General features: G+C 64.3%; 17 protein-coding genes and 1 pseudogene. 8 read left to right on the forward strand and 10 right to left on the reverse strand.

The genetic code is table 11. The annotated features are described in order from the left end of the window. Window positions 1–111 precede the first annotated feature (111 nt). Complete coding sequence (gene murJ, locus IVB27_RS17155) at window positions 112–1,671, reverse strand: murein biosynthesis integral membrane protein MurJ (protein ID WP_247444575.1); 1,560 nt, start codon at window positions 1,669–1,671, stop codon at window positions 112–114. A 126-nt stretch (window positions 1,672–1,797) separates the two neighbouring features. Here murJ and IVB27_RS17160 point away from each other — a divergent pair, with 126 nt between their 5' ends. After that, a complete protein-coding gene (locus IVB27_RS17160) occupies window positions 1,798–2,799 on the forward strand; it encodes an adenosine kinase (protein WP_247352882.1) in 1,002 nt (333 codons plus the stop codon). 99 nt (window positions 2,800–2,898) lie between these two features. Here IVB27_RS17160 and IVB27_RS17165 read toward each other — a convergent pair whose 3' ends face one another. Further along, the gene (locus IVB27_RS17165) at window positions 2,899–4,593 is read right to left on the reverse strand and encodes an AMP-binding protein (protein WP_247444680.1); all 1,695 of its coding nucleotides are present in this window, start codon (window positions 4,591–4,593) and stop codon (window positions 2,899–2,901) included. An 87-nt stretch (window positions 4,594–4,680) separates the two neighbouring features. Continuing rightward, window positions 4,681–5,874: a serine hydrolase domain-containing protein gene (locus IVB27_RS17170; protein WP_247444576.1), complete on the reverse strand. Its 1,194-nt coding sequence runs from the start codon at window positions 5,872–5,874 to the stop codon at window positions 4,681–4,683. A 366-nt stretch (window positions 5,875–6,240) separates the two neighbouring features. On the opposite strand from IVB27_RS17170, the gene IVB27_RS17175 reads away from it, so the two are divergent. Then, on the forward strand, window positions 6,241–6,561 hold the full coding sequence (locus tag IVB27_RS17175; protein ID WP_247351513.1) for a hypothetical protein: 321 nt from the start codon (window positions 6,241–6,243) through the stop codon (window positions 6,559–6,561). 113 nt (window positions 6,562–6,674) lie between these two features. Continuing rightward, window positions 6,675–8,168: an NAD-dependent succinate-semialdehyde dehydrogenase gene (locus IVB27_RS17180; protein ID WP_247444577.1), complete on the forward strand. Its 1,494-nt coding sequence runs from the start codon at window positions 6,675–6,677 to the stop codon at window positions 8,166–8,168. 120 nt (window positions 8,169–8,288) lie between these two features. Here the strand turns inward: IVB27_RS17180 and IVB27_RS17185 are convergent. The 3 genes and pseudogenes from IVB27_RS17185 to IVB27_RS17195 all read right to left on the reverse strand — a co-directional run bounded on the left by IVB27_RS17185 (window position 8,289) and on the right by IVB27_RS17195 (window position 12,628). Continuing rightward, window positions 8,289–10,505, reverse strand: a pseudogene (locus IVB27_RS17185) (SulP family inorganic anion transporter). 213 nt (window positions 10,506–10,718) lie between these two features. Beyond that, a complete protein-coding gene (locus IVB27_RS17190) occupies window positions 10,719–11,633 on the reverse strand; it encodes a phosphoribosylaminoimidazolesuccinocarboxamide synthase (protein WP_247444578.1) in 915 nt (304 codons plus the stop codon). 77 nt (window positions 11,634–11,710) lie between these two features. Continuing rightward, a complete protein-coding gene (locus IVB27_RS17195; RefSeq protein WP_247444579.1) occupies window positions 11,711–12,628 on the reverse strand; it encodes a pirin family protein in 918 nt (305 codons plus the stop codon). Window positions 12,629–12,910: 282 nt separating this feature from the next. Here IVB27_RS17195 and IVB27_RS17200 point away from each other — a divergent pair, with 282 nt between their 5' ends. The 4 genes from IVB27_RS17200 (at window position 12,911) to IVB27_RS17215 (ending at window position 16,624) form a co-directional block, all read left to right on the forward strand. Continuing rightward, entirely contained in the window at window positions 12,911–13,972 is a 1,062-nt protein-coding gene (locus tag IVB27_RS17200; protein ID WP_247444580.1) for an AraC family transcriptional regulator, read from the forward strand. A 145-nt stretch (window positions 13,973–14,117) separates the two neighbouring features. Continuing rightward, entirely contained in the window at window positions 14,118–15,545 is a 1,428-nt protein-coding gene (locus IVB27_RS17205; protein WP_247444581.1) for a serine hydrolase domain-containing protein, read from the forward strand. Window positions 15,546–15,626: 81 nt separating this feature from the next. Continuing rightward, on the forward strand, window positions 15,627–16,235 hold the full coding sequence (locus tag IVB27_RS17210) for an IS5 family transposase (protein ID WP_247444582.1): 609 nt from the start codon (window positions 15,627–15,629) through the stop codon (window positions 16,233–16,235). Further along, a complete protein-coding gene (locus IVB27_RS17215) occupies window positions 16,232–16,624 on the forward strand; it encodes a transposase (protein ID WP_247444583.1) in 393 nt (130 codons plus the stop codon). The genes IVB27_RS17210 and IVB27_RS17215 overlap by 4 nt, the downstream gene beginning before the upstream one ends. Before the next feature lie 149 nt (window positions 16,625–16,773). On the opposite strand, the gene IVB27_RS17220 is transcribed toward IVB27_RS17215, so the two are convergent. The 3 genes from IVB27_RS17220 to IVB27_RS17230 all read right to left on the reverse strand — a co-directional run bounded on the left by IVB27_RS17220 (window position 16,774) and on the right by IVB27_RS17230 (window position 20,723). Further along, a complete protein-coding gene (locus IVB27_RS17220; protein WP_247444584.1) occupies window positions 16,774–17,961 on the reverse strand; it encodes a pyridoxal-phosphate-dependent aminotransferase family protein in 1,188 nt (395 codons plus the stop codon). Window positions 17,962–18,122: 161 nt separating this feature from the next. Continuing rightward, window positions 18,123–18,863 (reverse strand): thermonuclease family protein, encoded by a 741-nt coding sequence (locus IVB27_RS17225; protein ID WP_247444585.1) that lies wholly within the window; start codon window positions 18,861–18,863, stop codon window positions 18,123–18,125. A 129-nt stretch (window positions 18,864–18,992) separates the two neighbouring features. After that, window positions 18,993–20,723 (reverse strand): hypothetical protein, encoded by a 1,731-nt coding sequence (locus IVB27_RS17230; RefSeq protein WP_247444586.1) that lies wholly within the window; start codon window positions 20,721–20,723, stop codon window positions 18,993–18,995. A 418-nt stretch (window positions 20,724–21,141) separates the two neighbouring features. Between IVB27_RS17230 and IVB27_RS17235 the strand changes: the two genes are divergently transcribed. After that, window positions 21,142–21,990 carry a caspase family protein gene (locus IVB27_RS17235; protein WP_247444587.1) on the forward strand — a complete coding sequence of 283 codons (849 nt, stop codon included), beginning with the start codon at window positions 21,142–21,144 and terminating at the stop codon, window positions 21,988–21,990. Between the two features lie 166 nt (window positions 21,991–22,156). Here IVB27_RS17235 and IVB27_RS17240 read toward each other — a convergent pair whose 3' ends face one another. Then, entirely contained in the window at window positions 22,157–23,044 is an 888-nt protein-coding gene (locus tag IVB27_RS17240) for an efflux RND transporter periplasmic adaptor subunit (RefSeq protein WP_247345150.1), read from the reverse strand. Window positions 23,045–23,063: the final 19 nt, after the last annotated feature.

Raw genomic sequence — 23,063 nt, forward strand, 5'->3', positions numbered from 1 at the left:
CCTGGCAAGCCTTCGTGGCAAGCCTTCCTGAAGGTCATTGGCCGTCGTTTCCAACAGCGGCGGAGCGTCGTCAAGTGTAATTCGAGAGCCTACGCGCCAGGAGCCTGCGCGTCAGGAGCATGGCGCGTCAGGAGCCTTGGGGGCAGGCTTCCTCAGGGCGTTAACCGCCTCGCGCCAGGAAGCGACGCCGAGGACTTGCAGGAGCAGGCCATAGACGGTGATCCCCGCCGCGATCTGCAGGCCCAGCACAATGAAGCGGATCAGGCCATGGGCCTCGGCAGGCACAAGATACACAGTCAGCCAGAGCAGGGCGCCCATGGCGGCTGCGGCGAGCACGATCCGGGGCAGCCGCTTGCGAGCGGCGGCATCGACCGAGAAGCCGAATTCGCCCGTGCCTTTCCGGAGCAGGGAGATCGCGCTGCTCCAGGCGCCGGCCGCAATGCTCGCGGCGATTCCCGTCGCACCGAAGAAGTGCCCGAGCACGACGGCAAGCGCGATCGCGACCACAAAGCCTTTGGCCGTTGCCAGCAGCGGCGTCGTCGTGTCGCCGCGGGCATAGAACGCCGGCGACAGCGCCTTGATCAGCACGTGCGCCGGCAGGCCCAGCGCCAGCCACATCAGTGCGCGCGCTGTGGCCGCGCTGTCCTCCGCACCGAAGGCGCCATGTTCGAACAGCATCCGCACGATCGGCTCGGCCAGCACGATCAGGCCCAGCGTGGCCGGCAGCGCCAGCCCGGTCGCGAGTTCGAGCGCGCGCGATTCCGCGTGCGCGACCGCATCACCGTCGCCGCTGCTCACTGCGCGCGTCAGCTCCGGCACCAGCACCGTGCCCATGGCGACGCCGACAATGCCGAGCGGCAGCTCGATCAGGCGGTTGGCGAAATAAAGCCAGGACACCGCGGCCGGCGTGGCCGAGGCGATGACCGCGCCGGCAACCATCAGCCACTGCGGCCCCGAGCCTGCGATCATGCCGGGAATGGCCTTAGCGAAGAAGCCACGCATTTCCTGGTCGAAGCTCGCACGCAGCGGTGCCGCCAGGCGTGCACTTCGCTGCGACAGCAGCATCAGGAGTTGTAGCAGGCCGGCGATGCCGACGATGGCCGCCAGCATCCGTGCGGCGAAGGTTGCATCGGCGTGCCACAGCAGGAGTGCTGCGATCGCGGCGATCAGGGCAATGTTGAACAGCAGCGGCGAGAACGCGGTGAGGGCAAACCGCCCCTGCGCGTTGAGCAGACCCATCAGCACCGTGACGGGTCCCGCGAAGGCGAGATAAGGCAGCATCAGCCGCGCGCTCTGGACGGTGAGATCGAGCGTCGCGCTGCCGACGAAGCCCGGCGCGATGATCATGATGATCAGCGGCATGAGAACCGCGATCGCGATCGATATCGCGATCAGTCCCGCGCTGACCGTTCCGAGTACGCGTCCCGCAAACGCCGCCGCAGCGGCCTCGCCATCGCGGTCACGAACGCGCAGCCATGCCGGGATCAGCGCCGCATTCAGGGCGCCCTCGCTGAGCAGGCGCCGCACCACATTGACGAGCTGGAACGCCGCCAGAAACGCGTCCGCCACCGCGCCGGTGCCGAGCAGCGCCGCGATCAGGGAATCGCGGGCGAAGCCGAGCAGTCGTGAGGCCAGTGTTCCCGTCGAGACAGTCAGGAAGGAGCGGATCATCGGAGCTGTTATAATACCGTTGCTTGCTCGCGCGGGCCCGGTCGTGATAGGCCGCGAGCCAGATTTCAGACCGACAGGAAGCGGATTTCCGCAGGTATCGCAATCCGCCAAACAGGATCAAGGTGAATGGCTGACGTGAAATATGACGTTCTCGGCATCGGCAACGCGCTGTTCGACGTGCTGGTCAAGACCGATGAAGCCTTTTTAGGCAAGCACGGCATGACCAAGGGCAGCATGTCCCTGATCGACGAGGCGCGGGCCGCCGCCATCTACAACGACATGGGCCCGGCGACGGAAGTTTCGGGCGGCTCGGCCGCCAACACCATCGTCGGCATCGGCAGCCTGGGGGCGCGCGCCGCCTATGTCGGCAAGGTCAAGGACGACCAGATCGGCAAGCTCTACGTCCACGACATCCGCGCTGCCGGCGTCGCCTTCAACACGCCCGCCGCGAAGGACGGCCCCGCCACCGGCTGCTCCTACATCCTGGTCACGGGCGACGGCGAGCGCACCATGAACACCTATCTCGGCGCGGCGCAGGATTTGTCGCCGGCCGACATCGACCCGGCCGAGATCGCCAGCGCCGGCATCGTCTATCTCGAGGGTTATCTCTGGGATCCGCCGGGGGCCAAGGAGGCCTTCGTCAAGGCGGCCAAGATTGCGCACGAGGCCGGCCGCAAGGTCGCGCTCACGCTGTCGGATTCCTTCTGCGTCAGTCGCTATCGCGACGAATTTCTGGGCCTGATGCGCAACGGCACCGCCGACATCGTCTTTGCCAACGAGTCTGAGCTGCACTCGCTCTACGAAACGTCCGACTTCGACACCGCGCTCAAGCAATTGCGCAACGACGTCAAGCTTGGCGTGGTCACGCGCAGCGACAAAGGCTGCGTGGTGGTGACGCCAACAGAGGCCGTCGCAGCGCCGGCGTCTCCGATCGCGCAACTCGTGGACACCACCGGCGCCGGCGACCTGTTCGCCGCCGGCTTCCTGTATGGCCTCTCGCGCGATCTCTCGCACAAGCAGTGCGGCGCGCTCGGCGCGCTCGCGGCCGCCGAAGTGATCCAGCACATCGGCGCGCGGCCGCAGGTGTCGCTGAAGGAGCTCGCCGGGCAGCGCGGGCTGACGGCGTAGCGCGGACGCTTTGCCCGTCGTTGCGAGTGAAGCAATCCAGGCTGTCCCCGAAGAAAGATTCTGGATTGCTTCGCTACGCTTGCAATGACGACAGGGAAATCACGCAGTCCTCGCAGCCTTCAATCCCAGCCGCTTTTCCACGTCGTCGCGCATCAGGAATTTCTGGATCTTTCCGGTCACCGTCATCGGAAACTCGTCGACGAATTCCACGTATCGCGGAATCTTGTTGTGGGCGATCTGCCCGTCGCAGAAAGCGCGCACCTCTTCCATCGTCAAATTCTCGCCGGGCCTGACGCGGATCCAGGCGCAGAGCTCCTCGCCGTAGTGGGCATCCGCAACGCCAAAGATCTGCACGTCCTGAATCTTGGGATGGCGATAGAGAAACTCCTCGATCTCGCGTGGATAGAGATTCTCGCCGCCGCGGATCACCAGGTCCTTGATGCGGCCCACGATGTTGCAATAGCCGGCGTCATCGATGACGGCGATGTCGCCGGTGTGCATCCAGCCGTTGGCGTCGAGCACATCCGCGGTCTTCTCCGTCTCCTCCCAGTAGCCCAGCATCACGCTGTAGCCGCGGGTGCAGAGCTCGCCCCGTTCGCCGCGCTTGACCATCTTGCCGTCGAGATCGACGACCTTGACCTCGACATGCGGATGGATTCGTCCGACCGTTGAGACGCGGCGCTCGAGCGGATCGTCGACGGCACTCTGGAAGCTGACCGGGCTTGTCTCGGTCATGCCATAGGCGATTGTGACCTCGCCCATGTTCATCTCGCTATTGACGCGCTTCATCACCTCGATCGGGCAGGGTGCACCGGCCATGATGCCGGTGCGCAGCGATGTCAGATTGAAATTTGAGAATTCGCCGTGATCGAGTTCGGTGATGAACATCGTCGGCACACCGTATAGCGCGGTACATTTTTCCTGCTCGATCGTGCGCAGCGTCGCGAGCGGATCAAACCCTTCGCCGGGATAGACCATCGTTGCGCCGAGCGTGACGGAGGCGAGGTTGCCCATCACCATGCCGAAGCAATGATAGAGCGGCACCGGAATGCAGATGCGGTCCGCTTCGGTCAGGCGCATGGCGCGGCCGACGAAATAGCCGTTGTTGAGAATGTTGTGATGGGTCAGCGTCACACCCTTGGGCGATCCCGTGGTGCCGCTGGTGAACTGGATGTTGACGGGATCGTCGAACTGCAGGGAGGCACCAAGCGCGGCGAGCTGCTCCCGATGCACGGCCCCGCCCATGCCGGCGACCTCGTCGAACGGGATCGCGCCCGGGCAGGCGGGGCCGCCGATCTGGATCACGATGCGCAGGACCGGCAGCCGCGCCGCCTGCAATTGCCCGGGCTTGGCGCTCGCAAGCTCTGGCAACAGCGTGTTGAGCATGTCCATGTAGTTGCTGGTCTTGAACGCCGTCGCGGTGACGATGGCGCTACATCCGACCTTGTGAAGCGCGAATTCCAGCTCGCTCAGCCGGTAGGCCGGATTGATCGTCACCAGGATGAGACCGGCCTTGGCGGCGGCGAACTGCGTCAGCGTCCATTCCGGCCGGTTCAGCGACCAGATACCGATCCGTGCGCCGCGCTCGAGGCCAAGCGCGAGAAAACCGGCGGCGAGCGCGTCGACCCGCGCGGCAAACTCCTTCCATGTCCATCTCACGCCGTGACTGGGCGAGACCAGCGCCTCGCGATCGCTCCAGCGCTGCACTGCCTGATCGAGGCTGCGCCCGATGGTGTCGCCGAGCAGCGGCGTGTCGGAGATGCCGCAAACGTAACTGTCGGCTTTGTCTGCCAAAATCAAAATAGTGTCCTCCAGCCAGGTGCGTGGATGGCCGGGACAACAAGCCCGGCCATGACGCGTCGTGAGAGCTAAGGCGGGGTCTTACGCCGCCTTCTGCCCACTGCCGGCATCGAGCCCGGCATAGACGCCGCGCTCGAAGCCAGCAAAAGCCTCCAGGCATTTTCCATCGGCAAATGGCAGCAACTGCATCAGGATCACGCCGGTGACGTCGCGCGCCGGGTCGATCCAGTAATAGGTGTTGGCGAGGCCCGCCCAGGCGAGGCTGCCCGCGCTGCGCCCCTCAGCGGTCTTGTCGGTGTTGATCATGAAGCTGAGGCCCCACTTCTTCACCTGCTCCGGATAGAGATCGACGTCGTTGGTGTACATCGGCGCCGCCGTGGTCATCTTGCCCATGGCGAGATCGCCGATGTGGTTCTGCCCCATCGTCGCGATAGTCTCGGCTTTCAGCACCTGATTGCCGTTGCCGCGGCCCTTGTTCAAGATCATCTGGGTGAACTTGATGTAGTCGGCCGCGGTCGAATAGAGGCCGCCGCCACCCATGTGGAATTCCGGCTCCTGCTCGAGCTCGAATGGGATCGCGGCGAGCTGGCCGTCCTCGCCGCGCGCATGCATCCCGACCAGGCGCTTGCGCATGTCGTCGGTGATCTTGAAGGCGGTATCGCTCATGCCGAGCGGTGCGAACAGATTGTCGCGCAGATAAGCATCGAGCCGCTTGCCGCTGACGGCTTCCACCGCCTTGCCGACGAAATCGATGTTGGTGCCGTATTCCCAGCGCGTGCCGGGATCGGTCATGATCGGCGTCTTCAACGCAGCGTTCTGGCAGCTGGTGATGGCTGGGATGCCGGTCTTGTCCAGATAGACCGCGAGATCGCCGTTCCACATGTTGTAGCAGAAGCCGGCGGTGTGGGTCATGAGCTGGCGCAGCGTGATCGGCCCCTTGGCCGGCCGCAGCTTGGCTTCGCCCTTGGCATCGAAACCTTCGAGCACCTGCGGCTTGGCGAGATCGGGCAGCACCTCGCCGATCGGCGCGTCCAGCGACAGCTTGCCTTGCTCGACCAGTTGCATCGCGCCCGCTGATGTCACCGCCTTCGTCATCGATGCGATCCAGAACACGCTGTCGGCGGTCATCGCATCCGGCTTGGAGAGATCGCGTTTGCCGAACGCGCCCTGATAAAGCACGTCGGTACCGCTGGCGGCGATGGCGACGACGCCGGGAATCTCCTTGGCCTCGCTCTTCTGGCGCAGAATCTCGTCGATCTGGGCTTTGCTTTGCATCCGCATTTCCTCCGGTTTGATTATTGTTGGAAGCGATCGATTGTCCTCCCGCGTGCTCCGCGCGGCAAGCACATCCATGGATCTGCGCCGGTCGCGATGTCGTGACTTGACGGTCCACGTTCCGCGCAGGACGACAGGGTGCTCGCAGGACGACAAGGCGGCTGAACTGCAACACTCCGTCACAATCTGCGGTGGATCGCCGCAACCAGCCGTGACCGTGGATGCGCACGGGCAAAATGTTTTGAGCGTTTGAAGCACTTGAACCATTTTGTGCGTTGCGGCGTTCAACTCTCGGCCCGATCTGCGGACCACGTTAAGATTTGATGCAAATTTGGCGGCCGTCCACCGGCCGCGAGGGGACCTCAGATGATTTCGACCTGGAGCGAATGGAAGCGCTATCCCCGTCCCGGACGGGGCGACAATCTCGAAGCGCCGATCGCACCCGGCATTTACGAAGTCCGCACCGCGGGCACCGGTGCGCTCTATTCGTTCGGCGCGGTCGACAATCTGGCGCAGGCGCTTGCGCTGCTGCCGGTCGGCTCGAAATCCTGGTTCGGCCGCCGCGATACCTCCGACGCCCCCGCTCTCGAATACCGGACGTGCGCGACTTCCTCGAAGGCCGACGCCAGGGCCGCCGCCGAACGCATGATCGGACGGCGCGAGACCTATATGAGCGGCGCGGCGTAAATCCCCCTGCTCCGAGCCCAGCTCCCAGCAGATGTGCGTTGCGGGACGGTGCATTGCGCGCCGCCTGTCCCTATATTGCGGGCGAACCTGAAAAAGCCCCTGGGAGTAACGCCATGACCCCGACCGCCGCCGCACGCGCTCAGCACGCCGCGTCCAATCTGCGCGACCGGTTGAAGGACCCGTCGCTGCTGAAGGAGGCCTGCTACATCGACGGCGCCTGGGTCGGCTCGCCGGTCTTCGCCGTCAACAACCCCGCGACCGGCGTCGAGCTCGCAAAGGTTCCGCAGCTTTCGGCGGATGATGCCACCAAGGCGGTCGAAGCCGCGGAGCGCGCGTTTCCGGCCTGGGCCAAGCACACCGCCAAGCAACGCTCCAATATTTTGCGCAAATGGTTCGAGCTGATTATCGCCAATCGCGAGGACCTCGCGCTGATCCTCACCTCCGAGCAGGGCAAGCCGCTCAGTGAAGCCCTCGGCGAGGTCGACATCGGCGGCGCTTATGTCGAGTTCTTCGCCGAGGAAGCCCGCCGCGTCTATGGCGAGACCATTCCGACACAGCGGCCGGATGCGCGGTTGCTCGCGATCAAGCAGCCGATCGGCGTCTGCGGCGCGATCACGCCGTGGAATTTCCCGAACTCGATGATCACGCGCAAGGTTTCGCCGGCGCTTGCGGCCGGCTGCACCGTGGTGCTGAAGCCCGCCAATGAAACGCCGCTGTCGGCGTTGGCGCTTGCCGTGCTCGCCGAGAAAGCCGGCGTGCCCAAGGGCGTGTTCAACATCGTCACCGGCGATGCAGCGCCGATCGGCAAGGTGCTGTGCGAGCATCCGGCCGTGCGCTTCGTCGGCTTCACCGGATCGACCGCGGTCGGCAAGATTCTGTACCAGCAGGCCTCCGTCGGCGTGAAGCGGCTCGGCCTCGAGCTCGGCGGCAACGCCCCGTTCGTGGTGTTCGACGACGCCGATATCGATGCGGCTGTCGAAGGCGCGATCGTCTCGAAATACCGCAACATGGGCCAGACCTGCGTCTGCGCCAACCGCCTCTACGCCCAGGACAAGATCTACGACGAGTTCGTGCAGAAGCTGTCGAAGAAGGTCGCGGCGATGAAGATCGGTGATGGTACCGAGAGCGGCGTTACGCAGGGCCCGCTGATCAATTTGAAAGCGGTCGACAAGGTCGAGCGCCACATCGCCGACGCCGTGAAGCGCGGCGCCAAAATCGTCACCGGCGGGAAGCGCAGCGAGCTCGGACGCTCGTTCTTCGAGCCGACGGTGCTCTCCGACGTCAAGCCGGACTCGCTGGTGGCACAGGAGGAAACTTTCGGCCCGCTCGCGCCGGTGATCCGCTTCAAGGAAGAGGCCGATGTGATTGCGATGTGCAACGCCTCGCCGTTTGGCTTGGCTTCGTACTTCTACTCCCGCGATCTCGGCCGCGTCTGGCGCGTCGCCGAAGCGCTGGAGTCGGGCATGGTTGGCGTCAACACCGGTCTGATCACCACCGAAGTCGCACCCTTCGGCGGCGTCAAGGAAAGCGGCTTGGGGCGCGAAGGCTCGCATCACGGCATGGAAGAATATGTCGAGATCAAATACGTGATGATGGCGGGGGTGTAAGGCCGCCGTTATCCCTCCACGTCATTGCGAGCGAAGCGAAGCAATCCAGAATCTTTCCACGGAGACAGTCTGGATTGCTTCGTCGCAAGAGCTCCTCGCAATGACGAAGCTGCAGGCCAATCAACGCCTCAGCACCGCGATCGTCCGGTTCGCGAACGTCAGCCGCTCGGCCATGACCGACACGAAATAGGTCAGCAGCTTGTGGCTGAGCGCGGGGTCCTCGTCTTTGATCGCGTCGAACTGGTGCGTATTCAGCACGTAGAGCACGCTGTCGACCTCGGCCTAGATGGTGGCGCTGCGCGGTGTCTGTGACACCAGCCCCATCTCCCCGATCGTGGTGTAACGACCGAGGCTGCGCACGCGCGTGGTGCGATCGTCCTCGGCCGGAATCATGATGCCGACGCGGCCGTCGAGGATGAAATGCATGGAATCGGCGGGGGCGCCAGCCTGCACGATGACCTCGCCGGCTTCGACCTCAATGCGCTGGCAACGGCGGATCAGCTCGTCGGCGCTGTCCTCGCTGCCGAGCATTCGCGTGAACCAGTCGCGCAGGCTGGCTTCTTCCTGCGCCAGCTCCTGATGCTGCGAGATGAGCTCGTTCTCGCACCACTCCAGCGCGTGATCGAGCTCGGGGATGATGGTGACGCCCTCGCCGACGAAGTCGCTGGAGCGCAGCACCTTCTCGGCCGCAGCCGACAGATGCACCAGGATCAGCTCGACGCCGAGTTCGCCAGCGCTGCGCTTGATCTGGGCAAAGCTATAGGCGGCCGATGAATCGACGCCGGTGACGAGCTTGAAGTCAAACAGCAGATAGCGGCATTCGGGGCGTTCCTGAAGCAGCTGCTTGACGTGCTGGTAGAGCCGGTTGGCGGAGCCGAAGAACAGATAGCTCTGGAGATTGAGGCCCCGGATCTTGCCGCCATGGGCCAGCAGCACCTCGTGGTCGTCGCTCGAGCGGTCGAGCGAGGAGCGATACTCCGAGCCGTCGAAACTGTATTTGATCGACTCGACCCGCGCGGCGCTGAACGCAAACGTCGCGCAGCCGATGATAACACCGATCAGGATGCCCGGCACGAAACCCCAGGCCACGATGATCGCGATGATGGCGATCAGCGACAGATATTCGAGCTTTGAAAGCCGCTTGCGCGACTCGATGATCCATTTGTGCAGCTGGTCCGCGCCGAGATAGAGCAACAGGCCGCCGAGCACGAATTTGGGGATGAAGCCAAGCAGCTCGGGCGCCACAGCGAGCATCAGCAGCGACAGCGCCGCGACGGTGAGGCCTGACAGGCGCCCGCGGCCGCCGCTGCTGAAGTTAAGCATTGAGCGGCTGGTCGAGCTGCAGCCGGGATAGCCGCCCAGCATGCTGGTCAGGATATTGGCGGCGCCGGTGACGTTCAGCTCACACTCCAGATTGGCTTCGCGATGCGTGGCCACCTCGATGCCGGTGGTGTTGAACAGCGTGCTCGAGGCCGTGACGAAGATGACGGCGACGACATTGCCAAGCAGGTCCGGTATGGCAAACCAGGGATAGCGGGCGAGATCGTCGATATGCCAGGGCAGCATGAAGACCGCTTGCGGCGGAGGCTGAAAGGTCCAACCCAACGTGCGGGCGTCATCGACGGAAACGCCGGTGATCCAGAACGCCAGATGCGCGGTGAGCACGCCGCCGACCAGAATGATCGGCAAGCCGAACGGGCTGCGCGAGCGGTGCCAGGTGAGATACAGCACCAGCGCCATCGCGCAGGCGGCACCGAGCTCCAGCAAGATGGTGCGGTCGGCGAAGTGCGACAGTGTCGCGAATTGCAGCGGGTGGTCGGTGATCACCCGGACCGCACCCATGACGATGAGAAGGCCGGTAGCGCCGAGAAAGCCGCCGACCACCGGATAAGGCACGTAGCGGATGGCGCGGCCAAGCCGGGTCAGGCCCAGTCCACACAGCACCAATCCTGTCAGCATCGTCGACAGGCCGAGGGTGATCAGGACCGCCGAGAGCAGCGGCTCCGACAGGTTCGCCGTCTCGATGCGCTCGACCACCGAGGCGGCCAGGATACCCGTCACCGCGGCGGTCGAGCTGTCAGGAGCTGCAATCGCGAAGGGCAGGGAGCTGCCGAGCCCGATGACGGCCGCAAGCACCGCGGAGCTGACGAAAGTCGCCGTGATGCCGTAGGACAGATAGGGCGACAACGGCCCCGCGAAGATCAGCAGCGCGTAGGACAGGCCGAACGTGACGGTCAGGACGCTGGCGGCGCTCCCGCCCAATATATCATTCAGCGCGCGCTTGAGGGCCGGTTCTAATCGCGGAGCCGGACGGAGGGTAATTGCTGGATCGGTCACGCCGTGGCGCTCGCCCCTGAAAAAATCTCGTCTGAGACGTAGACGACTACAGGCTTAGCGCAACAGGATTCTTGAAAGTATGAAGTACCGGACAGTTTCGCGGCGAGGTTGTTTGCTCAATCTCCGCAAATTATCTCCGCAAATTCGGTGTCGTCCGGGTCCTGGATCGGCGCTCACTTCGTTCGCTGGTCCAGGACGACGATAACGCCTGCGCTAAATCTTCAGCTCCGTCCCCGTCACCCGCCGATACGCTTCCAGATACCGCTTGCTGGTCGCCTCCACCACGCTCGCCGGCAGTGGCGGCGGCGGGGCGTCGCCGTTCCAGCGGCCGGCGCGGCGTTCGATGTCGAGATAGTCGCGCAGCGGCTGCTTGTCGAAGCTCGCCTGCGGCTGGCCGGGCTTGTAGGCGTCGACCGCCCAAAAGCGCGAGGAGTCCGGCGTCATGACTTCGTCGATCAGGATGATGCGGCCGTCCTTGTCGCGGCCGAACTCGAACTTGGTGTCGGCGATGATGATGCCCTGCTCGCGGGCGAGCTCCTCGCCGAGCGTGTAGATCGCGCGCGTCATGCTCTCGAGCGTGTAGGCCGTCTCGTCGCCCACGACCTCACGCATCTTCGCGATGGTGATATTCTCGTCGTGGCCGGTCTCGGCCTTGGTCGCGGGGCTGAAGATCGCTGGCTCCAGCTTTTCGCTCTCGACCAGGCCTGCTTTCAGCTTCTCGCCGGCCAGCGTGCCGGAGCCGGCATATTCCTTCCAGGCCGATCCCGAGAGATAGCCGCGGATCACGCATTCGATCGGAAACACGGTGGTGCGGCGGCAGAGCATCGCGCGGCCGAGAATCTCGGCGCGATGCGGCTTCAACGCCGGAATGGCTGCAATGATCTCGTCGGTGTCGGCGCTGATCATGTGATGCGGCACCACGCCTTCGAGCTCGTTGAACCAGAACGCGCTCACTTGCGTCAGCACCGCGCCCTTCATCGGGATGGTCTCACCCATCACGACGTCGAAGGCGCTGATGCGGTCGGTGGTGACGAGCAGCAGGCGATCGTCGTCGATGGCGTAGATATCGCGCACCTTGCCGCGTCCGATCTTGGGGAGGGGCAAGTCGCTGGAGAGCATGGGGGTCATCGGCAGAACTTTCGAAGCAAGGCCTTGCGACAGGAAATCCGGCCGCGCCTGATAGCGCGACCGGAAACCGGATTAGCCTATTCCGGCAGCGGAATGAACTCATGTTCCTGAGGAACCCCCGCGAAGCGACCCGTTTTCCAGTCCTGCTTGGCCTGCTCGATCCGCTCCTTGCTGGAGGAGACGAAATTCCACCAGATGTGGCGCGGTCCCTCCAGCGCATCTCCGCCGAGAAACATCATCCGCGTGGCCTTGAGCGCCTTCACCGTAATGCGGTCGCCGGGCCGGAAGATCAGCAGTCGCGGCCCCTCATAGCGCTCGTTCGCGATCTCGATCTCGCCGTCGACCACGTAGATCGCGCGCTCTTCGTGATCGGGGTCGAGCGGTACGATCGCGCCCGCGACCGCCGTGACCTCGGTGTAGAACCAGGGCGATACCATCGTAACAGGCGAGGTGGTGCCGAAGGCTGAGCCCGCGATCACCTTCGCGGTGAAGTCGCGCTCGGAAATCATCGGCAGATCGCCGGCCCCATAATGCTGGAACGACGGCGCGATCTCTTCAGAGCCCGCCGGCAGCGCGATCCAGCTTTGCAGGCCCAGCATCCTCTGGCCCGACGCGCGCTGCACATCCGGCGTGCGTTCGGAATGCGCGATGCCGCGCCCGGCCGTCATCAAATTCATCGCGCCGGGCTGGATTTCCTGGATGTTGCCCTCGCTGTCGCGATGCATGATGGCGCCGTCGAACAGATAGGTGACGGTGGCGAGCCCGATATGCGGATGTGGCCGCACGTCCATGCCCTTGCCCGAGACAAATTGCACCGGCCCGAAATGATCGAAGAAGATGAAGGGCCCGACCATCTGCCGCTTGCCATGCGGCAACGCGCGCCGCACCGCGAACCCGTCGCCGAGATCGCGGGTACGCGGCACGATAACGAGATCGAGCGCGTCGCAGGACATGGGATCGCCAAGCACGGGATCGTTCGAGGGTTGCCAGCTCATGGTGGACTCCTTTTGGCTTTTTCGAGCTAAATCGTAGCAGGATTTCGTTCGGCCGTCGCCCCAAAGCCCGGCCACATACTCCGCCGTCGTCGTCCGCGAAGACGGACGATCCAATACGCCGAGGCCTATCGATTCAAAACTGTCTCGGATTACTGGACGCCCGGTCAAGCCAGACGATGACAGCGGTGGGCGCGCTAGCCCTGGCCTGAGGATGGTCCTTGAAAAAAGGAGCCCAACGAACGATGTTCGGCTGATTTCAATCGTGACTGATCGCACCGCCCGATGACACTTGCCGCAACCGAGCTCGCCTTTCGCGCCGCCAGCGTCGCGCTGCTGCTGGTGCTGGCGGCGTCACTGCTGCAGGACTTCCGCAATGTGTTGGCTGCCCGCCTCGGCGCGGCCTTCGCATTGGGCGCGACCGCGCATGCTGTTAGCTATTCGTTGGATGTCACGTCGCGGATCCAGCTCTGGCATGCACCGCTGATCGCATTGTCGACCGGCACCATGGTGGTGTTCTGGCTGTTCACACGTTCCCTGTTCGACGACGAGTTTCACCTCCGCTGGTGGCACGGATCGGTCTGGGCGCTGGTGGCGGCCTTCAGCTTCGCGGGCTGCGTCTGGATTGCACCCAGCGGCCATGTGCGGTTCTCCGTGACGGTGGTCAATCTGATCGTGCTCGGCCTCATTGCGCTTGCGATCGGGCAGACGATCGCCTCCTGGCCGGCTGATCTGGTCGAGCGCCGCCGCAGCGTTCGCGTCTTCATCGTCTGCGCAACCGCGCTCTATGGCGGGCTGAATGCGGTGCTCCAGATCGCCGTCGCCGGGCACCACGTCGGCGATGTCGCCGAAACCATCAATGCCGGCGGGCTCACCTGCACCGTCGCGGCGATCGTCTATGCCATGATGCGCGTTGACGGGGCGGATCTGTTTCCGGCCGTTGCGGAGCCCGCACCGGCAGTCGTTTTCATTCAGCCTGCGGCCGATGACGCCGCCGATCAAAAGCTCATCGATGCCTTGATGCGGCTGATGGCGGACGAGCGGATCTATCGTCAGGAAAACATCACCATCGGCGTGCTGGCGGGCCGGCTGAAAATTCCGGAATACCGGCTGCGCCGGCTGATCAACCAGCGGCTCGGCTATCGCAATTTCAATGTGTTTCTGAACAATCACCGGATCGAGGAGGCCAAGGCCGCGCTCGCCGATCGCACCCAGGCCGAGGTCCCCGTCATCACCATCGCGATGGACGCCGGCTTCCAGTCGCTCGGCCCGTTCAACCGCGCCTTCAAGGCGGTCACAGGCGTGACCCCGACGGAGTATCGGCGGCTCAAGGCGGAAGCCGTCTAGACTATTAGCTCACTGAAATCACATCAGAATTTCAAACTCGGCTAGCCCCGGTCAGTTTCGACGAGGCCGTATTTCAAATCCGGCGAGCACCTTCGCCCGCATCCGGCTCCTTCTCCGCCACTCGCCCCGAAGCCGGAGAAAGCCCGTGACCCGCCGCCGCAAGATCATCCTCGCCACCACCGCCATCGCCCTTGCCGGCCTCGCCCTCGGCGCGGCGCGGGCCCGCGACGTGCCGAAGGTTGCCACCGGCTTCATCGCCGACACGCTCTGCTCGGAGACGTTCGTCTCCGGCCTCGATCCCATGCGCGACCTCGCCGAGACCACCGACGCGATGCCAGGCGCGGGTCTGTTGACCTGGGCGATGGATGTTCAGGTCGATCGCGCGCGTAGGGATGTCACCGTGAGCCTGTTCGGCATCGGCCGCAGCCATGCCGTCTATCGCGAGGGGCTCGGCTGCACGCTCGAGCACGGCCAGGGGATCGCCGACGTCGCGCTGCCGTCGAATGACAAGCAGCCCGCCTTGCTGCCCGAAATCGCAGGTCCGGGACTCGTGCCGCCGCAAAGCGAGGGGTTGTCAGCCGCGCTCGACCGCGCTTTCGCCGAACCCGCGCAACCGCCTTATCGCCGCACCCGCGCGATCGTCGTCATGAAGGCCGGGCGCATCGTTGCCGAGCGCTATGCTGATGGTGTCGGGTTGGAGACGCAGCTGCTCGGCTTCTCCATGACGAAGTCGGTGATGTCAGCGCTGACGGGCATCCTCGTGCGCCAGGGCAAGTTGAAGCTCGACGGGCCCGCGCCAATCGCCGCCTGGCAAAATCCGGATGATCCGCGCCATGTCATCACCGTCGATCAGTTGCTGCGTCACACCGCCGGCATTGCGCTCGGTAGTTCGTTGCAGGCCTCGCTCGGCTCCGCGCTCGAGCCGGTCAATGCCATGAAATACGCAGAGGACGATATGGCCAGCTTTGCCGAGCACGCGCCGCTTGCGACTGCACCGGGCACGGCGTGGAATTACCATGACGGCAACTTCCTCATTCTCGCGCATCTGATCCGTAACGCCGCCGGCGGCAAGCCCGCCGATGCGCTTGCCTTCGCGCGCCGCGAATTGTTTGCGCCGCTCGGCATGAACAACGTCACGCTCCAGCTCGACGGAGCCGGCACGATCGAGGGCTCCGGCGAGATGCTGGCATCCGCGCGCGACTGGGCGCGCTTCGGCCAGCTCTATCTCAACGACGGCGTCGCCGGCGGCAAGCGCATCCTCCCCGAGGGCTGGGTGAATTATTCTGCGACGGCCACGCCGAATGCCTGGGTCGGCATCGGCGCCGGCTTCTGGACCAACCAGGGCGACAGCTTTGGCGCAAAGTTTCGCGCCACACACGGCTGGCCGCGTGATGCCTTCTTCGCCAAGGGCACGATCGGGCAGTACACGATCATTATTCCCTCGGAACGACTCGTGATCGTTCGGCTCGGCCGCTCGCCGAATGCACCGCCGGAATCGGACGGTGTGTTCGATCTGGTACGCGACGTAGTGGCAACGATGCACGACAAGGGAAAGGCGGCGTGGACGAATTGAGGTGCCCCTCTTCCCTTCTCCCCTTGTGAGGGCTTTGCGCAATTGAGGGAGCGTGATTCTCTGATTCTGGCGAGGAGAGCCATGGTTGAGCGCAATGTAGGTCAGATGAGCTTGGCGGATGGCCTGGTTCAGGCGCCGCGAAGCAGCATCCTGGATGAGGTTGAGGCCGTTGTGGATTGGGCGCCGTTGCGAGCCTTGCTGGGCAAGCGGGGTAGTGACGGTGCCGGCGACAGCAGTTATCCGGCGGAAGTTTTGCTTCGGGGCTTACTGGCCGGGATATGGCACAATCTGTCCGATCCAGCGCTCGAAGCCGCGATCGCGGATCGGTTGTCGTTCCGTCGCTTTGTCGGCCTGAGCCTGCACGATCGGACGCCGGATCACACCACGTTGTGGCGGTTTCGGCAGGAACTCGCCAGTGACGGGCTGATCGAGAAGATCTTCGCGGAGATCAATCGGCAATTGGAGGACAAGAAGCTGATCCTTAAGCAGGGCACCCTGGTCGATGCCTCGTTGATCCCGGCTCGGGCCAAACCGCCCGGCAAGGCTCGCAAGGATGCGCAGGGAGAACTGCCCAAACCATCTGCGGATCGTGATGCGCGCTGGGGCCGGAAAGGCAAGAAGAGCGTATTCGGCTATAAGATCCACACGGGAGTGATGCAGGCCATACGATCATTCGCCGCATCCACATGACGGACGCTTCGGTCACCGACACCGAGCCGGCAGATCGTTTATTCTGCGGCGATGAGAAAGCGGTCTATGGCGATCAGGCCTATTATACGCATGCCCGCCACGCGCGCCTGACCGAAGCCGGCATCAAGGACCGCTTGATGCGTCGCCCCAACAAACATCATCCCGAGCTCCCGCCGCGGCAGAAGAAGCGTAACAAGCTGATCGCCAAGGTGCGCTCAGCCGTCGAACGTCCATACGCCGTATTCAAAGAGAACTATGGCCTGCGACGAATGCGGTTCTTCAACTTCGTCCGCAACCAGGTACTCATCGTGCTCGCCTGTTGCGCCTACAATCTGCGTCGCGCGGCCGGCGCCTTGGCCGCACCACGCCAGCAGTCCGCCTGCGCTTGAAAAGCAGGGGATAATGGAGGATGAAATGAGCACAATACGGTTCACCGCAGCAGGCTCACATCAAAAAAGCCCGCTACAGACCCCAAGCGCTCGCAGTGACCTCTCCGCAAAGCCCTCACAAGGGGAGAAGGGAGAGACGCGAAGCCGGCCTACACCGCCACCTCATCGCCAAGATACGCGACCGCCGCTTCGAGCCCGCCCTTGCCGTGCGGGATCTTCAGCGCGTTGAGGCCGATCTCGATCACCCCCAGCGTGCCGAGCAGCATCGGGGCATTGACATGGCCCATATGGGCGATGCGGAAGGCTTTTCCGGTGAGGTCGCCGATGCCGTTGCCGAGCACGACACCGCATTTTTCCTTGCAATAGCTTTGCAGCACTGCCGGATCATGGCCGTTGCTTATGGTCACCGTGGTCACGGTGTTGGAACGCTCGCTGGCATCGGCGATATTGAAGCCGAGCACCTGGCCTTCCGACCATGCACCGACGGCGCGGCGCGCGGCTTCGCCGAGCAGGCTATGGCGGCGAAAGGCGTTCTCCAGCCCTTCCTCGTGCAGGAGGTCGATTGCCTGGCGCAGTGCGAACAGCAGATGCACCGGCGCGGTGCCGGCATATTTGCGATAGTGCTCAGTGCCTTCGCGCTCGCTCCAGCTCCAATAGGGCGTCGCCATGTTGGCCTTCTTGTGCACCTCGAGCGCGCGCGCATTGGCGGCGACGAAGCCGAGGCCGGGCGGTGTCATCAAGCCCTTCTGCGAGCCCGACATCGCGACGTCGATGCCCCATTTGTCCATCTCGAACGGCATGCAGCCGAGCGACGCTACGGTGTCGACCATGTACAGCGCCGGATGGCCGCTCGCCTTGATCGCCTTGCCGATCGCCTCGATGTCGTTCTGCACGCCCGAGGCCGTGTCCACCTGGACGACGACGACGGCCTTGATCGCATGCTCCTTGTCGCGGCGCAGGCGCTCCTCGACCTCGTGCGGCCGTACCGCGCGGCGCCAGTCGCCCTTGAGCACCTCGACCTCGGCGCCCATCAGGGAAGCCGCATGGCCCCAGCCGATCGCGAACCGCCCGCTCTCCAGCACCAGCACTTTTTCGCCGCGCGACAGCACGTTGCTCAGCGCCGCTTCCCAGGCGCCGTGACCATTGGCGATGTAGATGTAGGACTTGCCCTTGGTCGCAAACAGTTTTGAGATGTCGCCGAGCAGGCTCTCGGTCAGATCGGTCATCTGTTTGGAGTAGATGTCGATCGCCGGACGATGCATCGCCCGCAGCACCTCGTCGGGCATATTGGTGGGCCCGGGGATGGCCAGAAATTCCCGGCCCGCGCGAACGGTCATTGCTATGCTTCCTTGTGTCGTGAAGACGGTCTGGAGGTTGTTTTCTTCTTTTACGCGCCGCAGAAGCCCAAGAAAAGCACGTAAAACGCAGGTCTGGAGTGGTCTTTTGTTCTGAGCATGGTCTTGTCGGAAAGCCGCTTCACACTTTTCCGGACCATGCTCTATCTCTTGGTCTCGCGGCAGCCGGCGGCTTCCGCCTCTTCCACCGAGCAGAACCAGCGCGTGCCCTTGCTGATCTTCATCTTGATCTGCGCATACCAGCGGCTGGTCGGCTGGTGATAGATGCACTCGCCGCCGGTGTTGACGTTGCCCTTGATGGTGCAGTCCGGCGAGGGCGCGACCGGCCCCGAGGCCGAAGCGAGCAGGATCGCATGCGCGCCCTCGGGCGGCTTGGTGGCGCCCAATATCGTCGTCTTCTTGTTGCGCACGCGCCAGTCCCAGGGCGCGATGAAGGCGCCCTGCCACATCCCGGCCTTTGCCTCCCGCGCGCCAGCCTCATCATGTTCGTAGTCGCGAGAGACGCGGGTATAGGCCAGCGCCCAGCCGGTGCGAACCAGCCATTTCTGGATGTCTTCGCCGCCGACATCGCAGCGCGCCACGGTGCGGCCGCGCCGGTCGATCGACCGCGCATGGCAGACCCAGCTCTTGCCCTCGGTGTATTTGGCGAGCTCGTCGCGGGCCGCGATGCCGCAGGTCCAGCGCTCGCCCTTGGTGTTGAGGCAGAGCTGGTCGACCGCGGGCGCGTCGATGCCGCCGAGCCGGATCCGCGTGTTGCCGATCACGACTGCGTCGCCGGCTCGGACTTTTGCGGTGCCGGTGATGTCGGCGGCCTCAGCCGGCGACGGCAAGCCGGGCAAGGATAAGGCGAGCAGTGACAGCGCAATCAGAAATTTTCGCAACATGCCGGTCCGCGTGTGATGAAAATTGCGATAGACCTCGCGATTGTGGTCGGCTTTTGTCCGCCCGGCCAGCGTTTGCCAGGCAGATGGGCTTTCAACTTCCTGTCATTGCGCCCGGGGCACGAGACCATCTCACCCTCGTCCCGCCATCGCCCGCTTGGCCACCGCCAGCCCCATCAGCACGAACGCCGACGTCACCTCAGGCCCCCCGACCAAAATCCGCGTCGGCGTCTTCATCTTGTTCCACTCATAGGCGCGAAACGGGCCGCGGCGGCCGCCTTCGCCCAAGCTCGCGACGATCACGTTCAGCGCCGGCGCAAAGGCGCGCGGGTCGGCGCCGAGATGGCCGAGCGCGATCAGCGCCAGTGCCGCGTCGAACACGTTCATCTCGGCGGCCATCAGCTCGCCCTGGACGTAGGAGAGCACGCGGTGACGGATGAAATCGAAATCGCCATCGGGATCGACCGCGGCCTGCGCCGCCAGCGGCAGCGCCAGGAAGGCTGCGTAGCAGCGGCCGAAATAGGCACTGTAGAGCTCCGGCAGGTAATAGATGTGTGAGCGCGGATTGGCGAAGGCGCCGCTCGCGGCAAGCCGCTTCTGAAAGCCGATGATGCGATGCACGGTGGCGAGCCGCGCCGGCGTCTCCAATACTTTCCAGCGCGCGAGGTTGCGAAAGCTGACCTCGAGAATGTCGAGATTGAGCGTCGGATCGAGATCGTTGCCGTAGGGCCGCTCGCCTTTGAGATTGTCGATCCAGGTCGCGACACCGCCCTCATAGTCGATATTGTCGTTGATCGGCACCGTCACGCGCGGCTCGTTGACGCCCGCGCGCACCTGATAGCCCGCGTAGAAATCCAGCAGCGGCTGGTCGAGGATCGGATCGGTGCAGCCGGCCTGCGTCGCCGCGGAGATCGAGCAGGCCGTGGTGTCGCAATCCGGCACGTAGACGCCGAAACCGAGATCCTGCTTGATCTGGGCGAAGTAGCGCGAAAAGCGCGGATGCGGCGCGGGCGCCAGCGCGGTGATGACGTTGAACCGTGCGCCATCGAGGCCCTCGACTTCCTCGCGGCTGATGTTGACGCAAAAATCCACCATGTCGGCGATCGCGCTCTCAGCCGCCATCTTGTCGGCGGACGAGGCGAGCCCGGTCTCGACGTAACTCAACAGCGCCTCGATGAAGAACGCGTCGTAATAAGCCGAGCGGTGGCGGATCTGCACCGGTTCCCACATCGGCTCGGCGATGCCGGTCCAGGGCGGATTGACGACCGCGCGCGCCGGCGAGCGCGCAATGAAGACGCGGGCGAGATTGAACAGCAGCGAGGAGTTCTTGTAGCCGCGCGCGTTGAGGCCCGTGAGCGCCATGGTCAGCTCGCGCCCGCGGAAATCGGGATCGCCGATCAGGTTGAACGCGGCGTAGGTCGGCAGAAAGCCATTTTTGCGGTACGAGCCGAGCAAATGCTGCGCGCAGTCGCGGATCACGCCGTCGATCTGCGATTGTTGCGGCATCGCGCCGGTGAACATGGCCGGCGGCGGCTTGGGATGATCCAGCGCGATGCTGTCGACGAGATCGGCGACGGGCTGGCCGACCGCCGCCCAATCGGGCTCGGCTTCGTCGCGGGCGCGGACCAGCGCCTCGCGCAGCCGGGCCAGTTTCGCTTCGTCGCGCAGCTCGGGCAGGCCCGCGCGTCGCAGCAGCACCCGCAATGCGGAATTGCCGAGCGCGGTCTTGTAGAACCTGGCCAGATGCGGATCGCCGCTGGCCGCAACAGACAATACGGGATCGCAGACGTCGTAAAGCGAGGGGCCGTCCTTCCGCGCTGTCAGCGCCCGGCAGGTGGCGCCGGCAAAATATTGAAAGCTCATGAAATACCTGGTCGCCGGAATTTGGCCGGGGGCCGGCCGGCACGCTCCCAGCCGCGCACCACCCCCTGCAACTCGTTGAAAAGCTACCCGGATTCGCAGGAAATACAAATGTGATAGCGGTCACAGAAAGATCCGGCACGAAGTCTGCATAATCAAGCCCCGGAAGGCTACGAAGACGCAAAAAAATCACACATTGGGCGAAGGGAATTACCTAATATCTTCAGTGGTTTAGCTCAAGTTTTGCGCAATCTATTGCCGGGGAGGCAATATCCGGTTAAAGGTTTGTTTGGTGCGGCGCCGCAAATTGCGCGCAATTCGGGGGCACACCCCGGCCAACCCCTCAAACCTAAAGACGCTATCGCGCTACTCAAACAGTGTGCGCGTGCTTGGCTGGTCTTTGGCACAGGAACGAACCGAGATGAATGTAAAGCAGCTCGACCTTTCCCGACGCACGATCGCCGTCGCCGCAGCCCTCATCGGCACGGTGTCGCTCGTGATCGGCGCCCATGCTGCCCTCAATATGCGTACGTTCGATGCCGCCAAGGCCATCTCGACCGACCAGGTCACCGGCTCGAGCGGCCAGACCTCGCGTCTCGCGCTTGTCATCGGCAATGGACATTACCCGGACGCCAGCGCGCCGCTGACGCAGTCGATCAACGACGCCCGCGCGCTGTCCTCGTCGCTGCGCAAGAGCGGCTTTGACGTCGACATGGTGGAAGACGCAACCAGGGACGACATGGTCCGCGCCGTCAATCGCCTGAAGTCCCGGATCAAGCGCGACACCGTCGTCATGCTGTTCTTCGGCGGCTACGGCGTAGAGGCCGGCCGCCAAAGCTACATGTTGCCGGTCGACGCCGTGATCTGGAAGGAAAGCGACGTCCGCCGCCAGGGCGTTTCCATCGACGGCGTGCTCGACATGATGAAGGAGCAGGGCGCCAAGACCAAGCTCGTCGTGGTCGAGGCTTCCCGCCGCAATCCCTATGAGCGCCGCTTCCGCTCCTACAGCCACGGCCTCGCGCCGATCACCGCGCCCGACAACGCGCTGATTCTTTCCTCGGCTTCGCCCGGCAAGGTCGTCGACGACGGCAAGGGCGAGCACAGCGTGCTGGTCAGCGAGTTCCTCACCAATCTCAATGCGCAGGGCAGCGCCGAGAGCGTCTTCAACAAGACCCGCGTTGCCATCTCCCGTGCGAGCGAAGGCGACCAGGTCCCGTCGGTCTCTTCCTCGCTGCTCGAAGATATCCATTTCGGCGAAGCCGGCGGCTAGTTTTTCTTAGGTTCTGCCAAGTCTCCTGCCCCGGACGCGGCGCATCATGCAATGATGCGACGCTGAGCCGGGGCCTGGTTTTTTAGGCTATCGCCTGGACGAGAGATGGGTCCCGGCTCTGCGCAGCAGCATTACACGCTGCAGCGCGTCCGGGACCAGAGCAACCCTACTTCGCAGCTTCCGCGGCCATCACCGGGCGCACGGCATCGCCTTCGCGCAACAGCGCACCGGCGCGGGCGACGACGACATCGCCTTCGTTGAGGCCGTCGCGGACCTCGATATTGCCGCCCGACATCAGCCCGACCTCGACGCGCTTGGTCTCGACGCGGTTGCGGCGGATCACCTGCACGACGGTACCGGCGGAGGAGTACTGCACCGAGGTCAGCGGCACCGCGACGTTGCAGCTCTGGCCCGACTTGATCAGCGCGCGCCCGCTTGCATTCAGCAACAGCCGTTTCTGCGAGGAGATGCCGATATAGACGATGCCCTGCTGGATGTTCGGCTCGACGGTCGGGCCGATGCGGCGCACCTTGCCGTCGATATCTCCGGCGCCGGCGATGCGCACGGTCGCCTGCTGGTTGACCGCGAGCTTGCGCATATCGGTGGTCGCGACGAGGCCGACGAGATCGTATTCGCTGCGCGCCACGATGGTGAACAGCGCCTCGCCCTTGGCCGAGGCGAGGTTGCCGATCTGCGCGGTCGACGTCGCGATCACGCCCGCAACAGGGGCGGTGACCTGAAGCGTGCCACCCTCGGGCAGCGCCAGCCGCGCCAGCACTTGGCCTGCGGTAGTGGTTTCGCCGGCTTCTGCCAGCACTTCCGTCACCTTCAGGCCGGGTCGCTCAGGCCGCACGGAGCTTTCCTCGCGCGCGACGATCGTGCCGGTGGCCTCGACGATGTCGGAGAAACAGGATTTTGCGACCTTCAGCACCGTGACTGCCGGTCCCTTGGGCGCGTCGTCATCGGCGGCGGGCGCGGGCTGGGCGGACAGCAATAGCAGTCCGGTGAGCGCAACGAAATGCTGGGAAAAAGAACGCGCAGGCAATGAACGCATCGGTCATTCCGGTTGGGGC

This window comes from Bradyrhizobium sp. 197, assembly GCF_023073375.1.
Classification (GTDB): Bacteria; Pseudomonadota; Alphaproteobacteria; order Rhizobiales; family Xanthobacteraceae; genus Bradyrhizobium.